The sequence below is a fragment of the Streptomyces sp. Y7 genome (assembly GCF_043195415.1).
Lineage (GTDB): Bacteria > Actinomycetota > Actinomycetes > Streptomycetales > Streptomycetaceae > Streptomyces.
In genome coordinates this window covers 97,565-111,100 of the sequence record NZ_JBIDDQ010000002.1, presented here as the reverse complement: position 1 = coordinate 111,100, position 13,536 = coordinate 97,565, and the positions used below count along the sequence as shown (strand labels likewise).

The 13,536-nt window shown below is 67.7% G+C and carries 17 protein-coding genes and 1 pseudogene; 6 read left to right on the top strand and 12 right to left on the bottom strand.

The window, feature by feature from the left end:
* Positions 1 to 109: 109 nt before the first annotated feature.
* The 3 genes from ACGFW6_RS06425 to ACGFW6_RS06415 all read right to left on the bottom strand — a co-directional run bounded on the left by ACGFW6_RS06425 (position 110) and on the right by ACGFW6_RS06415 (position 1,405).
* Positions 110 to 274: a hypothetical protein gene (locus ACGFW6_RS06425; protein WP_393505315.1), complete on the bottom strand. Its 165-nt coding sequence runs from the start codon at positions 272 to 274 to the stop codon at positions 110 to 112.
* Positions 275 to 490: 216 nt separating this feature from the next.
* Positions 491 to 715: a DUF5133 domain-containing protein gene (locus ACGFW6_RS06420; RefSeq protein WP_393505313.1), complete on the bottom strand. Its 225-nt coding sequence runs from the start codon at positions 713 to 715 to the stop codon at positions 491 to 493.
* 216 nt (positions 716 to 931) lie between these two features.
* Positions 932 to 1,405, bottom strand: a complete 474-nt coding sequence (locus tag ACGFW6_RS06415) for an ATP-binding protein (RefSeq protein WP_393505311.1) — start codon at positions 1,403 to 1,405, stop codon at positions 932 to 934.
* A 138-nt stretch (positions 1,406 to 1,543) separates the two neighbouring features.
* Here ACGFW6_RS06415 and ACGFW6_RS06410 point away from each other — a divergent pair, with 138 nt between their 5' ends.
* Positions 1,544 to 1,921 carry an STAS domain-containing protein gene (locus ACGFW6_RS06410; protein ID WP_393505309.1) on the top strand — a complete coding sequence of 126 codons (378 nt, stop codon included), beginning with the start codon at positions 1,544 to 1,546 and terminating at the stop codon, positions 1,919 to 1,921.
* Positions 1,922 to 2,193: 272 nt separating this feature from the next.
* On the opposite strand, the gene ACGFW6_RS06405 is transcribed toward ACGFW6_RS06410, so the two are convergent.
* The 4 genes from ACGFW6_RS06405 to ACGFW6_RS06390 form a co-directional block, all read right to left on the bottom strand.
* Positions 2,194 to 3,168, bottom strand: a complete 975-nt coding sequence (locus ACGFW6_RS06405; RefSeq protein WP_393505307.1) for a GNAT family N-acetyltransferase — start codon at positions 3,166 to 3,168, stop codon at positions 2,194 to 2,196.
* Between the two features lie 337 nt (positions 3,169 to 3,505).
* Positions 3,506 to 3,727 (bottom strand): helix-turn-helix domain-containing protein, encoded by a 222-nt coding sequence (locus ACGFW6_RS06400; protein WP_393505305.1) that lies wholly within the window; start codon positions 3,725 to 3,727, stop codon positions 3,506 to 3,508.
* A complete protein-coding gene (locus tag ACGFW6_RS06395) occupies positions 3,727 to 4,218 on the bottom strand; it encodes a DUF2975 domain-containing protein (protein WP_393505303.1) in 492 nt (163 codons plus the stop codon). Before ACGFW6_RS06395 ends, ACGFW6_RS06400 begins: the two co-directional genes overlap by 1 nt.
* Positions 4,219 to 4,714: 496 nt before the next feature.
* Positions 4,715 to 5,149 (bottom strand): subtilase-type protease inhibitor, encoded by a 435-nt coding sequence (locus ACGFW6_RS06390; RefSeq protein ID WP_393505301.1) that lies wholly within the window; start codon positions 5,147 to 5,149, stop codon positions 4,715 to 4,717.
* A 520-nt stretch (positions 5,150 to 5,669) separates the two neighbouring features.
* On the opposite strand from ACGFW6_RS06390, the gene ACGFW6_RS06385 reads away from it, so the two are divergent.
* On the top strand, positions 5,670 to 6,623 hold the full coding sequence (locus ACGFW6_RS06385) for a phytoene/squalene synthase family protein (protein ID WP_393505299.1): 954 nt from the start codon (positions 5,670 to 5,672) through the stop codon (positions 6,621 to 6,623).
* 354 nt (positions 6,624 to 6,977) lie between these two features.
* Here ACGFW6_RS06385 and ACGFW6_RS06380 read toward each other — a convergent pair whose 3' ends face one another.
* Positions 6,978 to 7,424: a winged helix-turn-helix transcriptional regulator gene (locus tag ACGFW6_RS06380; RefSeq protein WP_393505297.1), complete on the bottom strand. Its 447-nt coding sequence runs from the start codon at positions 7,422 to 7,424 to the stop codon at positions 6,978 to 6,980.
* Between the two features lie 143 nt (positions 7,425 to 7,567).
* On the opposite strand from ACGFW6_RS06380, the gene ACGFW6_RS06375 reads away from it, so the two are divergent.
* The 3 genes from ACGFW6_RS06375 to ACGFW6_RS06365 all read left to right on the top strand — a co-directional run bounded on the left by ACGFW6_RS06375 (position 7,568) and on the right by ACGFW6_RS06365 (position 9,356).
* Positions 7,568 to 8,218, top strand: a complete 651-nt coding sequence (locus ACGFW6_RS06375) for a DsbA family protein (RefSeq protein ID WP_393505295.1) — start codon at positions 7,568 to 7,570, stop codon at positions 8,216 to 8,218.
* Between the two features lie 39 nt (positions 8,219 to 8,257).
* Complete coding sequence (locus ACGFW6_RS06370) at positions 8,258 to 8,629, top strand: DoxX family protein (RefSeq protein WP_393505294.1); 372 nt, start codon at positions 8,258 to 8,260, stop codon at positions 8,627 to 8,629.
* Positions 8,630 to 8,693: 64 nt separating this feature from the next.
* On the top strand, positions 8,694 to 9,356 hold the full coding sequence (locus ACGFW6_RS06365) for an NAD(P)-dependent oxidoreductase (RefSeq protein WP_393505292.1): 663 nt from the start codon (positions 8,694 to 8,696) through the stop codon (positions 9,354 to 9,356).
* A gap of 328 nt (positions 9,357 to 9,684) precedes the next feature.
* Here the strand turns inward: ACGFW6_RS06365 and ACGFW6_RS06360 are convergent, their stop codons facing one another.
* Both ACGFW6_RS06360 and ACGFW6_RS06355 read right to left on the bottom strand, forming a co-directional pair.
* Positions 9,685 to 10,014: a DUF6422 family protein gene (locus ACGFW6_RS06360; RefSeq protein WP_393505290.1), complete on the bottom strand. Its 330-nt coding sequence runs from the start codon at positions 10,012 to 10,014 to the stop codon at positions 9,685 to 9,687.
* An 18-nt stretch (positions 10,015 to 10,032) separates the two neighbouring features.
* Positions 10,033 to 10,362, bottom strand: coding sequence for a DUF6422 family protein (locus ACGFW6_RS06355; protein WP_393505288.1), 330 nt, complete (start codon positions 10,360 to 10,362; stop codon positions 10,033 to 10,035).
* A gap of 100 nt (positions 10,363 to 10,462) precedes the next feature.
* Between ACGFW6_RS06355 and ACGFW6_RS06350 the strand changes: the two are divergent.
* Positions 10,463 to 10,914, top strand: a pseudogene (locus tag ACGFW6_RS06350) (transposase family protein); the annotation flags it as partial.
* A gap of 437 nt (positions 10,915 to 11,351) precedes the next feature.
* Here ACGFW6_RS06350 and ACGFW6_RS06345 read toward each other — a convergent pair.
* Complete coding sequence (locus ACGFW6_RS06345; RefSeq protein ID WP_393505286.1) at positions 11,352 to 12,134, bottom strand: calcium-binding protein; 783 nt, start codon at positions 12,132 to 12,134, stop codon at positions 11,352 to 11,354.
* A 64-nt stretch (positions 12,135 to 12,198) separates the two neighbouring features.
* Complete coding sequence (locus ACGFW6_RS06340) at positions 12,199 to 12,972, bottom strand: calcium-binding protein (protein ID WP_393505284.1); 774 nt, start codon at positions 12,970 to 12,972, stop codon at positions 12,199 to 12,201.
* Between the last annotated feature and the right edge of the window lie 564 nt (positions 12,973 to 13,536).

Here is a 13,536-nt window from a genome sequence, read left to right as displayed (position 1 = left end):
CCGGCGGGCTGGTCGGCCATGCGCCGCGGGGGAGCGAGGTGCCTCCTGGCCAGCCGCGGCAGCCCGGGGGCGCCAGGTTGGCCGACGTGTCCTGGTCCCTTGTGTCGGGTCAGGGCAGGGGCCAGGCCATCGGGACGTGATCGGCGCAAGCGTCGTGGCCGGCCCAGTGCACCAGCGATGGTTTGCCGCATACGACGCCGTGCATCCACTCCCGCTCGCCGCCGGGCATCTCCACCTCACGGGCGACCAGGCGCCGGCATGTTGTTTCGTCCATGATCCGATCTCACTTCGCTGGCCCTGTCTTGCGTGGCCGCTAGATCGCTAACAGCGCTCGGTTAATATCAACGTTACGTCCACGCGCGTAGATGTGGCGTAAAGCCAGTGCCTGCAGGTCGATAGGCCGGACCCTGCCGTGTGCTCGGCGCCAGCAGGGTCGGCCTTTTTGGGGCCCCGTTGCCCCAGCGCCCAGGGCAACGGGTGGATGGTGTTTTCAGCGGCGCAGCGGCTGCTGTCTTCGCATGGCTTCGGCCACCTGCCGGCGGGCGACGAACAGTGCCGTGTCCAGCTGGCGGGTGCCTGTGATCACACACAGTGTGTAGGTCGCGTTGTCGAGCTGGCGGGCGATGTCGGCGGTGTGCTGGGTCGCTAACCGGCGCTGGAGTGTCTCGCACCGTTCGATGAGCTCCCGCAGGAGTGAGGGGCTTGCCGTCAGCATGGCTTCCTCCCTGCATCCTCCCGAGTGGACGGCCTCCGGTTCACCCATACGGTGGCAGCCCTTGGGTCCCGTCGCATCCTGAGCAGGAGCGTCCCCGGCTGTGACCTGGCCTTTCGTCGCCTGAGCGGTCGCTTGGCCGTGCTGTCAGCCGCGGTCGTCAGGTCGGAGAGGCCCACCGGTCACCAAGGTCAGGAACCGCAGAGAGCAACGAGCCTTCTACTGAAGGTCGCGTCCGGACGCGTCGCAGTTCTCGCGGAGCGCGATGCGGGCGGTAATGCGTTTGCCGACCGGCTCGGGGTCCATGGACAGGTCCTGGGTCACGGCCTGGACGATCTCCAGGCCGTGCTCGCCGATCCTGCCGGGATCCGCGGCCCGAGCGGCGGGGAAGGTGGGGTCGCTGTCCCACACCACGATGTCGATGGCGTGAGCGGTGATGCGCAGCTCCATCAATACCGGCCCGGGCGCGTACTTGCGGGCATTGGTGACCAGCTCACTCACCACCAACTGGGTGATCTCCAGGACCTGTTGTGAGACCGGCAGGCCGTACTGGTCCTGCGCGTGGGTGAGGAACTCCGTGGCCCGGAGGCGGGCTTGGGCGATGCTGGTGCCGGTCCCCTCCAAGGCCAGGGAAGTCTGCCAGGCACGACAGCCTGCCGCCGCAGTGTCGTTTCCTCTCGCCTCTGGTCCCATCGCGGTGTGTCCCCATTCCCCGTCTTGGACTCCGACGCCCGCCCCGGCAACCGGTCAGGCACTCCTTGTTCTTGTTGCACCGGCCATCCAGTGGCTCGCCTCTACGGGCGAGCGGCCGGGTGTGCCAGGATCACCAGCATGACTGACGGACGAGAAAAACACAGCGAACGAGCTGGGCTGCCGGGACGGCTGTCCGTCGACGCGACCGTCAGCGACGGCATTCGCGTGCTCACCGTAGCCGGGGAGATCGACTACGACACCTGCGAAGAGCTCCAGCAGAACCTCGAACCCTCCACCCCTGGGCCTGCGCGTGTGGTCGTCGACATGCACCAGGTCACGTTCATGGACTCCAGTGGCATCAACGTCCTCCTCGCCGCCTACCGCACCCACAGCACGGCCGGCGGCTGGTTGCGCCTGGCCGGACCCACGGGCGCTGCCAAGCGCGCCCTGCAGCTCGTCGGCCTCGACACCGTCATCGATTGCTACGAAACCCTTGACCAAGCGCTCAACGCCTGAGGTCCGCAGTCAGCGGCTCCTCGCGTCCGCCTGGAGCCTGGCCTTCTGATCGATCTGCGGCGAGGCCTCTCAGATCGCACCGCGGGAAGAGGGGCCCGGTAGCTGTGCCGGGTCCCTTTCCCCTCCTGGATGCTGTGCCGGTCCCCGGCCGCAACAGGGCCACGGCAGACCGTACGGGCGAAACCACCTTCCGGTGTCGATCGGTTCGGATGTGTCAGTCCTTTCCTGACGGCATCATTGATTCTTCACGAAGGTCCGGTTTGACGGTGGACTCATCGCCAGTCGTCGATCACGTAGGCGTCCGGGTGGCTGTAGCCAGGTTCGCTGGGGCTGTGCATGGTCACGCCTTGAAGCCAGGTACGGAAACCGCGGTCGATCATGCGCCGGTAGGCATCCTGGCGGGCCAGGTTCATTCCGGCATCCAGGTGCTCCAGTCCCTTCTCGGCGGCCAACTGTTCGCAGGCGGTCAGTAGACGTTCGAACCGGTCGGCGGCGCCCGGGCCGGGGCGTACGGCACCGAATTTGACGAAGCAGACGTCCTCACCGGCCTCCGACCCCGCTCCGCAGTGGCAGACAGCCAGACCGTCGAGGTCGGCGTCGTCGCCCTTGAGGAGGATGGTGTCACCGAGCCCTTGCGCCTGGGTGGCCGTGATCTCGCGCTCCAAGCTCAGGCCCTCGTACACGGTCCCCGTCAGCGCGCGACTGAGCCTCAGTGCGTCGGGCCGCTCGCCGGCGGTGATCTCGCTGTACAGCACTCGGCCGGGGACTGCGGCACTGGCGGCGACCCGCTTCTTCATGATGGCTGTCAGGAAGCGGGGCCAGAAACCGTACCGGCGGTAGAGCTCGAGGTGCTTGGGACTGTGCGAGAAGGTGAACAGGCCGAGGTGGCGGTTCTGCCAGGTGTCGAAGCATGCCATGACCGGGTCCATGAGCCGCCTGCCGATGCCCTGGTCCCACAGGTCCGGATGCACGGTCAGCGGACCGAAGTACCCGACGCTGCCCCAGTTCGCGGCGAAGTTCGATCCGACGACGTCGCCGTCGACGGTCGCCGCGAAGGCCGCGTGTGGATCTGCCGCCCAGCGCGTGCGGACGTAGTCGGCGGTCTCGAAGAACGTCGCCGGCTCAGGGATACCGAGGAAGGTCCCGAAGGCGACCCGGAAGATCTCGTCGGCCCGATCCAGGTCCGACTCGACCAGCGGGCGGACCGACACCGAGGTGGCGACACTCGGTCGCTTCGCTGCGGGCATGATCGTTCTCCTTTCCGCCCCCACTTCCATCGCACCACGGCCGTGCGCCGCAGTCGAAGCGACCGGTCCTGCGGTATCTCAGGACTCGAGCCGCCGCGTTTCCTGATGGCCCGCACGCGCCACGAGCCCGTCACGCCGACGGCCGGCGGGGCAAAGGAAAGGGAAGGGCTGCTTCGACCTCCCGAGGCTCGGCAGCCCTTCCCTGGCAACGGCCGTTGCGGCCACCCGGCGGAAATGAATCCCCGCTCATGCCGCCTTGCTGCGCCTTCGTGGCGGCTGCCACCCGGAACTGAGCCTGGACGGCATCCATCGCCCGCCGGAGTGGTGTGCGCTCCTGTCACAAGGCTGCGGTGTTCTCCGTCTCCCAGCGCAGCAGGTCCCCGGGCTGACATTCGAGGACTTCGCAGAGCGCGGCGAGTGTGGTGAAGCGTACGGCTTTGGCGCGGCCATTCTTGAGTACGGCGAGGTTGGCGGGAGTGATCCCCACGCGTTCGGCGAGTTCACCCACGGACATCTTCCGTTTGGCGAGCATGACGTCGATGTCGACGGCGATCGGCATCAGATCACCTCGTCCAACTCGGCCTGCATCTGGGTGGCTTCGACGTCACGGTCGACGGCTTGGGCGAGCAGCATCCGCAGTACGAGCACGATGAGGGCGACTCCCAGGATGGCCAGGCCGACCCCGCCCATGATGACGGTGACGCCCGGGTCGTCCCGTTGGCTCGGAGCGTTGATGGCCGTGACGGTGAACCACAGGAGGGCAGCGGTCACGATCGCGCCGATCACGCCGTCCACGTACCGGAAGGCGGCGTGGGAGAACACGGTTCTGCGTCGCACCATCGTCACCAGCCGCCATACGCAGACCAGGGCGACCTGGACCGACACCATGCCGAAAATCGTGATCAGGCGCAGTGCGGTCAGCGGGAGAGTCCCGTCCTCGGGGTCGTTGCCGCTGATCAGTGTCCAGAGCATCAGTACCTGCAAGCCCGCGGTGCCGGCGAGCACGATCACGAGTACGGCGCGCAGTGCACGCACGGTCAACTTTCCCATACCTCACCCTTCCATCGAATCGCGATGGGAATCTATCGAAAATCGATAGCCAGGGCAAGTGAGGGCTGTAGGGGGCAGCAATTCTGCACGGGAGTGGTGGGACTGGTCCGCCGCTGTCCCTGTCGTGGCGGTTGCGCGTCGCGCGGCCGGGCCGCCTTCATGCGGATGTTGGCTTCGCGTGTCGAACGGCTCCTTCGGTCGGAGTGGGGCTGGCCCGGACCGCGTGGTGGTGCGGCCGGTGGCTGGAGCGTGGTCTGCATCCACCAGTGTGCCGACGATCATGGCGACAGATCCGCCGCCGGAAGGGGCGTCGCCGAGGTATTCGGACTGCGCGGCCGGTGTGGGGGTTTGTGTCGCATGGCGCCGGTCGAGCTGTGACGCAGGAGCGAGCGAGGGGACCTTGTGGCCGGTTCCGTCGCCTGGCGCAGAGGCTGCGCCTGGCGATAGCGGCCGGCCACCAGGTCCCGCCCGATAGGGGTCTACGGGGCCGTCACGCTCAGAAGGCGAATGCCGCCGCTCCCTGAGTTTCCTTGATGCATGAATTGGCGAACGTGTGCTCGTAATTCACGCGGGTCCCTCGCCATGCACCTTGGATGGTGACGACGACGGGCCGGTACTCCTTCGTGCAGGGCCGCCCCGCCTCGTTTCCGCGGAGTGTGGCCAGGCGTCCGAGGTCCCCGTTCACGCGATCCAATTCCGCACAGGCCTGCCGCGGGTCGGGGTGCGTCCCCGAGGTGGTGTAGGCGCAGTTCAGGGTCACCGCGCGCTCCGGTGTCGCGGTCATGGCCGTCTCGCCGTGGCCCGTGGTGAAGACCAGGGCCGAGGGGGCGTACAGCGAGGCGGGGGCGCTGTGCGCGGGTGTGCTCAGGGGTCCCGCTACGGCTGCGGTGAGCAGAGCTCCTGACAGTGCCCAGCGTGCCATTCGTCGCATGGTGTGTCTCCCTTCTCTCGGTGGTGCTGAAGGCTTCGAAGTACCCGTCCTATTACCTCCCTTTCAGGGCGGACAAGAATGAACCGGCCTCACCGCTGCAATTCAGACCAAATTGCCCATTCAATCAGTGGCTTGATCGGCGGGGCAGTCTTCGCAGTTGGGGAGGTGAGCAGCCTTTGGTGCTTTCGGCCGGTTGCCGGTGTGGCCGAGGAACCCGGGGTGCCGAGGGTGCGAAACGGCCTGAATGGGGTGAGCGTGGCTGGGGTGCCGTAATGCGCTCCGTAGAGCGCAGGACCATGAGGCACGGGTCAGCTACCGGGCTTGCGGCAGGCCCGATCCTTCTCGTGCCGACTGCTAGAGCTACTGCAGAGTTTTGACTGGTCAGGGGAGTGAGTTCCATGCTGTGGCAATGAGCTTGGCCGGCGTCGGCGGCCGGGGGTCCGTTGGACCCGCCCTTCAGCCGCTGCGTTTCGCCAGGCGTCGTCGAGTCCGTCCCAGGACGATCAACTCAAGGAGAACAGTGCCCCGTTGGACCGCCGCCCTGACCGAGGCCGGCATCACTGATCAGACCTTGAGGCGCGCCTACGACTCACAGCGAGAGCTGGTGCGGAAATTCGCGTTCCCGCAGTACCTCGCCGCCCGGCTGTTGCTCCCTGCGCGGCTTCTCCCGCCCGTTGTCGCCATGGTCGCCTTCATGCACGAGACCGACGACCGGATCGACACCGGGGACCCCGACATCCGGAGCAAGGCGCTGAGCGAGTGGGACCGACAGGTGAGAGAGGCACTCGACGTCGCCTCTGGTGCCGGCACTTGCGACAACTCCTTGCTCCTGGCCCTCGCCGACACCGTTCGCCGACACCACCCGCACCTGGCTGTCCGCGTGCACGACTTCCTGAACGGGGCGCCAACCGAGGCGAACTGGACCGGCTTCGAGACCGAGGCCGACTTCCAGGCCTATATCGACAGCTACTCACTGCCGGCCCTGATGCTCACCGCGTCCCTGATGGCGCCGGGGCCGGAGAGCGGCCAGGAGGAGGGCTTCCATCAAGGATGTCGAGCATTGATCGAAGGGTGGCAGCGGTCCGACTTCCTCGCTGACCTGTCCGAGGACGCCGAGCAGGGCCGTATCGGCATCGCGCGGGACGAACTGGAACGACACGGCCTCACCCTCTTGGACCTGCACACCAAGTCGGAGAAGTGCACTCCCGCTCTGGGACGGTTGGTCAGCACACAGGCCGATCTCGCCGAGGCCGCGCTCCGGGCGTGCCGGGGGCTGCCTGCCATGGTCGAGCCGCCGTACCGACCCTTTCTCCGGGCCTTGATCTCCGTACAGGAGCTGCAACTCCGGGCCGTCCGAGGCAAAGGAGGATCACTCCTGCACGAGGAGGCGCGACCTCCGATCGCAGCCACCCTCTTGGTGCTGGCGAGGCAGTACGTCGCCGCGAAGACCCGGCAACGCCGAACGCGGCGCTAGCGCGTCCGCAGCATTGTCGTGCAGTTCTGACTCGCGAGACAGCGGTCGATTTTTGCTCCGGAGCGCCCCTTCCGGACAGAAGCATCCTTCTGCCCGAGTCGCACATGCAGAGCGTCGGACCAGGGCGGCGTCGTTCAGGCGATGTGTCTCTCTTGATGCCGATTCAGGCCGCTGACGTAACTGTGGGATTCGCGGACCGGGTTTGAACGGAGGCAGGCACAGCCTCCGAGTGGTCATGAGGTGTCGAGTCCCTGATCACCATGTCGGTGTCAGTGGGAATCCTCCAGCCGCGGCCACCGGTGGAGAGTCGGGTGCCCGTGTGTTTCGCTGCAGGCGGTGACGGTCTCGGGTGGCTCAGGCGCGTGCAGTCGTACTCGGCTGCGCTGAGGTCGTGCGGGCCCGGTTCTCACGGATCTCGTCATGGTGGGCGGCGGCCCAGCCGACGAGGGACGTGGCGATCTCGTGGAGGCCACGGCCGAGCGGGGTCAGGGTGTACTCGACGCGCGGGGGCACTTCGGCGTAGGCGGTGCGGGAGATCAGGCCGTCCTGCTGGAGTTGGCGCAGGGTGAGGGTGAGCATGCGCTGGGAGATCCCGGGAATTTGGCGCTGCAGGTCGGTGTAGCGCAGCGGGCCCGGCTCCAGGACGGCGATCAGCAGCAGGCTCCACTTGTCGCCGACGCGGTCCAGGACCTCGCGGATGAAGGTCATGTGCTCGGCGGGGATCGCCGCGCACGGCCCGATCGCCGCCGCCCCAACCGCCTTCGCCCCACCGGGCGCCTTCGCTTCGCGGGTCTGTTCCATGACGCACATTCCTCTCCGGCACGCACACGGATGTGCCTTTTGTATCGCCTTCCATACTGGTCCACCATGGCGTTACGAACAAGTCGTAAGAATTGGAGGTTCGTGGTGAAGGCGGACATCTGGTCCGAGGTGACGTGCCCCTGGTGCGGGCTGGGCCATCACCGGGGCAGCGGGCCGTCGAGCGGTTCGAGCACGCGGGCGAGGTGGAGGTGGTCCACCACTCGTTCCCGCTCAGCAGCAGCTTCCCCGAGGACCGCACCTTCTCCGTCCGCGAGGCTCTGCTGCGACGGCACGGTGTGGGCGGCGGTCAGGCCGAGGCGTCGACCCGGCGGGTCGAGGCACTGGCCGCAGGCGAGGGTCTGAGCCCCTACCGGGTGCTGGACAACCAGGTCGGCAACACCGACCTGGCCCACGAGTTCCTCGCCCACGCCTCCGCCCAGGGCAAGAACCGTGAAGCGTGGGACGCGATCTTCGACACCTACTTCGGCGAGGGCAAGCCCGTCTTCTCCCTGGACGACCTGCTCGCCCTCACCGACGCCCTGGGCCTGGAGCGCGAGCAGACCCGACAGGCCCTCGCCCAGCACCGCTACCGCGAGCATGTCCGCGATGACGCGGCCCGCGCTCGGCGCCTCGGCGCGACGGGTGCCCCGTTCATCGTCATCGACGGCCGCTACGGCGTCCCCGGTGCCCAGGACAGCGACACCCTGCTGGACCTGCTCCGCACCGCTTGGGACGACACCCACCCCCTCGCCCCCGCCGGTGGCGACGCCCCGGCCTGCGGCCCGGACGGCTGATCCCCCCACAGCCCCCGTTATCCAGAAACCAGGAGTCCGATGAACGTCCTGCTGTGGGTACTGCAGGGACTGCTGGCCGCAGTGTTCGCGATGGCCGGCGTCATGAAGACGACCCAGCCGATCCACAAGCTCGTCGGCACCCTCCCCTACGCCAAGGACCTCACGCCGGGCACGGTGCGGCTGATCGGGGCTGTCGAGCTGGCCGCCGCACTCGGACTGGTCCTGCCCGCTACTGCTGGCATCGCAATGGTCCTCACACCGCTCGCCGCACTCGGCCTCGCGGTGGTGATGGCGCTGGCCGGCACCTTCCACCTCCGCCGCCGGGAGTACAGCGCAATCGGCATGAACGGCGTGCTGCTGGCCCTGTCCGTCGTGGTGGCCTGGGGCCGCTTCGGCCCGTACTACTTCTGACCCTTCCGAATCCATTCCCAGCCGGCGCTGTCGGCCCTCCGCCCGCGAAAGGCGATAACTTCCCATGACCGACCTGCTCGTCCTCGGCGGCAGTGGCCGCACCGGCATCCACGTCCTGGCACAGGCCGCCGAACGCGGCCACCGCGTCCGCGCCCTGGTCCGCGATCCCTCCGCCGTCCACGCTCCGGCCGGTGTCGAGCTGATCCAGGGCACGCCCGCGAACATCGACGACATCCGCCGGGCCGCCCAGGGCACCGAGGCGGTGATCAGCGTGCTGAACAACGCCCGCGCCTCCGACAACCCCTGGGCCAAGCCGGTCAGCCCGCCGATGTTCATGACCGACGCCGCCCGCAACACCCTGACCGTCATGGCCGAACAGGGCATCCGCCGGATCGCCCTGACGTCCTCACAGGGCGTCGGCGACGACTGGGCCTGCCTCAACCCCCTGGTGAAGGCGTTCATCAACCTGTCGAACATCAAGGCCGGCTTCACCGACCACACCGGCGTCGACCAAGTCGTGCGCGCCTCCGACACCGACTGGACCCTCGCCCGCGCCGTCGCACTCACCGACAGACCCGCCACCGGCCCCCTGCACGCCGCCGCCCCCGGCACCACCGCCCCCGGGCGCTGGATCAACCGGGCCGACCTCGCCCGCTTCCTCCTCGACGCCGTCGACGAGGAGACCTGGATCCGCCGCGCCCCGCTGGTGTGGAACGGCCGGGGCTGACCCACCTCGAACCCTTGTGGTTGTCGCTGAAGACGGAACCGCCCTTGCCACCCGGTCGGTTGTCGCCGGGGCGAGGAGGGCTATGTCCCCGGCCCTGCTGGCGGATCCCGCAACTGCTGCGCGCTGCTTGAGAGACACGTCGAGCAGACCACCATCTCCGGCGGTTGATCGGCCGAGTCGGCGGCCGCGCCAAGGAAGGCGGCGATCAGCTCCCCCAGCAGCACATCGAGGTCGCCCACCGGCTGGCCGGCCAAGCGGAGCCGCGCCGGTCACTGGCGCCGGCGCTAAGTCGCCCCCGGAGCCGTCGGCGTTTCCGTAGACAAACCACTTAGAACACGCCGTGGGTCTCCTTGAGATGCCCGCATCTCACCCACTGGTCTCCGCCCACACCGCCGTGGTCGGGGAACTCCGTCCGGCAGGGATCGTCGCCTCCCGAGCCCCTGTAGCGTCGGCAGCGGCACCAGTGCGGTGTCGGCGGAGGCGGCAGCTCTCCGGAGCAGCTGAATTCGAGCGAATTACGCTCCGCGGGGCTCAGTTCCAACCCCGACTCGTGGATCATCGCCGCGGCCTTGTCCTGCGCTTCGATGAGCAGCGCAGCGGCCTCAGCCAGCATCCGTGACTGCGCGTCGGTCCTGTCGTTCCGTTTCGACTCGGACATCTGCGTTCTCCTGGTGGGTCAGATCTGGGCGTGCTCGGATTCCGTGTGCTCGCAGGTCCTGGTGGGCGATCCTGTGCCGAAGTCCGGGCCGGTGAAGTCGGTCCAGGTGTTGAGGCAGGGTTCTTCGCCGCCCGAGCCGCCGTAGTCGCCGCAGCCGCAGAAGTGCGGGGTGGGCGGGGGGTCCAGTTCGGCCAGGCAGGGGCGGCCGACCCAGTCACGTTCCTCAGAGGACAGGTCCGCGCCCGAGGCGCGGACGAGTTCGGCGGCCTTGCGGCGGGCTTCGACGAGCAGAGCCCCCACCTCGGCAAGGGTCCGGTTCTGGGCTTCCGTTCTGTCATTCCAGTTCACGGCTGCCGTCCTACCAGGGATCGCGGACCGAGCCCTTGCGGCACGCCCGCGCGGCTCCTCCGGCCCGTCCGTAAGGGGCCAAGAGAACGAACAGCAAGCGGACCGTGCCCTGCTGGTCGCGGCCTACTGGCGGACGAACCTGACGATGCGGCAGCTCGCGCCACTGCGCCGGGTGTCGAAGTCGGCGATGGGCCGGATCACCGACGAGCTGGGGGCCGATGCTCGCGCTTCAGCCCCGCAAGCGGTTCGCCAGGGACACCGTGCTCATCGTGGGCGGCACCCTAGTAGCTAGCCGGGATCACACCATCGCCGAGCGGTCGAAGAACTACCGGTGCTCCACCAACCACCAGGTCGCCATCGACGCCGACACCCGCCCGGTCGTTGTGGTCGGCCGACCGTTCGCCGGCAGCCGCCACGACTGCAAAGTGTGGGACGAGACGGGCGCCCGGGCCGCCCCGTTTGCAAGATCTCACGATCGCCGACGGTGGCTATCCGGGTACCGGACTTGTGATCCCGCACCGCCGGGAGCGCGGCCAGAGCGAACTCCGGGACTCGGAAGACGGAGTCAGTGATCCACCGGCACAGCACACGCATCCCTGCAGGGATGCGTGTGCTGTGCGGGCCGTTCGGGGGTGCACGACCTACTCAGCCGTGCCTTCCGTCTGTCGTCCAGCCGCCGGACAGCTGTTACGGCTGTCCGGCGACGCCTCCGACCCGATCGGTCCCTTTGGATTGCTGTACGAGCGCGTGAGGGGCGAGCGGTTCGAGAAGTCCGTGCGAATCGCGATCAATAGGGTGCTGTTCTGTTCCAGCGGCCGGAGTCACCACGGCGGTCTCTACCGAGGCCTTCCTCGTAGTGCGAGGCCCGGTCTAACGCCAGGGGCGCCCGCGCTTCCCCAACCAGCGCAGTGCCGAGGAACTGCCGGGGCCAGGGGAGTCGAACCTGTGGCCTCTTGAGTTTCAGGTCCGGCCGTATGAAGGGTGGTTGATCAGGGGCAGTTGATGGCCGTGTCGCCGGTGTCACGGTTGCAGGTGTCGAAGCCGAGGCCGCCGTCGAGGCTGTCGTTGGCGATCATGTTGTCCACGGCGTTGAGGGTGTCGTTGCCCTCGCCGCCGATGTGCGTGTCGTTGCCGCTGCCTCCGGTGAGGGTGTCGTTGCCCTGGTCACCCCTGAGAGTGTCGTTGCCCTCGTCGCCGTTGAGGGTGTCGTTGCCGGCATTGCCGTTGATGGTGTCGTTGCCGGCCAGCCCGGAGATCGTGTCGTTGCCGGGACCGCCGTTGATGGTGTCGTTGCCCGGCGTGGCCCGCAGTCCGGTGGCAGCCGGGTCGTCGCCGATGAGTCGGTCCGCCCGGGGGCCACCGTTGAGGTGGTCGTCACCGGCGCCGCCGATCACCGTTCCGGCGGCCTCCAGATTCGGGGAGATGGTGACGTCGTCATCGGCGTCGTTCGCGTTGACCCGTATCGATGTGACGGGCAGCGGACACTCTGCCGTGTGCGTCCCCGTCGACTGACACGGAACGACGGCAGCCACGGTGTCCCCTGCGTCCGACACCACGACGACGTTGCCCTGACGCCGGATGGTGATGTCGTTGGCCACACCCTGGTCGGCTGTGACCACCAGGGTGTCGCCCACCTCCTGCACGACCGTGGTGCCGGCCTGGCTTCCGCCGGGGGCCGCGTTCGGCGCGGCGGAGGCGGCAGTCAGCGGGGCGCAGACGAGTGCGCCGATCGCCACCAGCGTGGCGCAGATACTTCGTGTTCGAGTTCTCATGGGTGCCCGCCTTTCGGGTTGTCTCGCCGTGTACGGGTATTTGCGTGCTGCTCACTCGCGCTGGTCAGGGGCATCCGCTGACGTTGTCACCCAAGTCGGCGCGGCAGTCGTCCGCGTCGGCGCCGCCTTCGACGTAGTCGTTGCCGCTGATGTTGTCCACGGCGTCGATCGTGTCCCGGCCGTTGCCGCCGTCGGCGTAGTCATTGCCGGCGCCGGCGACGATCTGCTCGTTGCCGCTGCCGCCGTAGATCACGTCGTTGCCGGTACCGCCGTCCACGATGTCCGAGCCGCCGCGTCCCTCTATGGAGTCATTGCCGGAGCCGCCGAAGATTCTGTCCGCCTCGGCTCCGCCGGTCAGCGTGTCGTTGCCTGCGCCGCCCGAGAGGAAGTCGGATCCCTCGTCGCCTTCGAGGGTGTCGTTGGCGGATCCTCCGTAGAGGCTGTCGTTGCCCGCACCGCCGATGAGGGTGGCGCCGACGGCAGCCAGCGCGGAGGTGACGTTGTCGTCCTGGTCGCCGGCGTTGACCACGAGTTCGGTGGTGCCGGCGGCCCTGCAGGCGACTTCGGTCGTGCTGATGGCGGTGCAGTCGCCGGATGGTGCGACTGTGTCTCCGGTGTCTCTGATTCTGATGCTGTTGCCTGACTGCCAGACACTGATCGTGTTGCCCCGTCCGACTCCGGCGGTGACCGTGATGGTGGTGCCGGTCTTGTTCACCAGCGTCGTGGCGAGAAAGTGGGGCGTCGCTGCGCCGGCGGCGCCGGTCACGCCCGGGAGGCACAGAGTGAAACCGCACACCGTGGCCAGAAGTGCCAGGGTGCGATGATGCGTTCTCTTCATGACCTGCTTCATGACCTGCTCCTGTCAATAGGGCGCTGAATTTCGATCGCGCGGTTGTGCGCAATGCTTTTCGGCCGTGACGGCCGGCGTTCGCTCAAAAGGACTGCGTCTTTTGCTCGGTTGCCGGATCAACCGGATGAGATGGGTACTGACGGCTCCGGCGCGTGGTCTGCCGACCGCAGCTCGGACTCAATTAGCCGGCCCCTGCCTACTGCAGGGAAGTGACGCAAGCGCGGAACCTCCAGCTTGGGCCCATCCGACGCGACGAGGATGCCCTTCCTGCTTTCAACAGTCCTCAGTCCTCGAACGACCCTTTCCCTCCCGCTATGGCCGACGCCTGATCGACCGCTGATTGGCTCTGGCGGCGCCTGGGCACCCAGAGCATGCCGGGATGTGAAGCCGTGCTGAAGCCGAATTAGCGCCATTGCCGAATACGCGGTCTCCGCGCGTGGATCGCCGCCTTGAGTGGAAATTACCCGGCTGCATCGATTTACGATTCACCCTTACCGCATTCAATTAGCAGCTGGGTAAACCTGATTCGGCCCGCACAGTCGATCTGAAAGG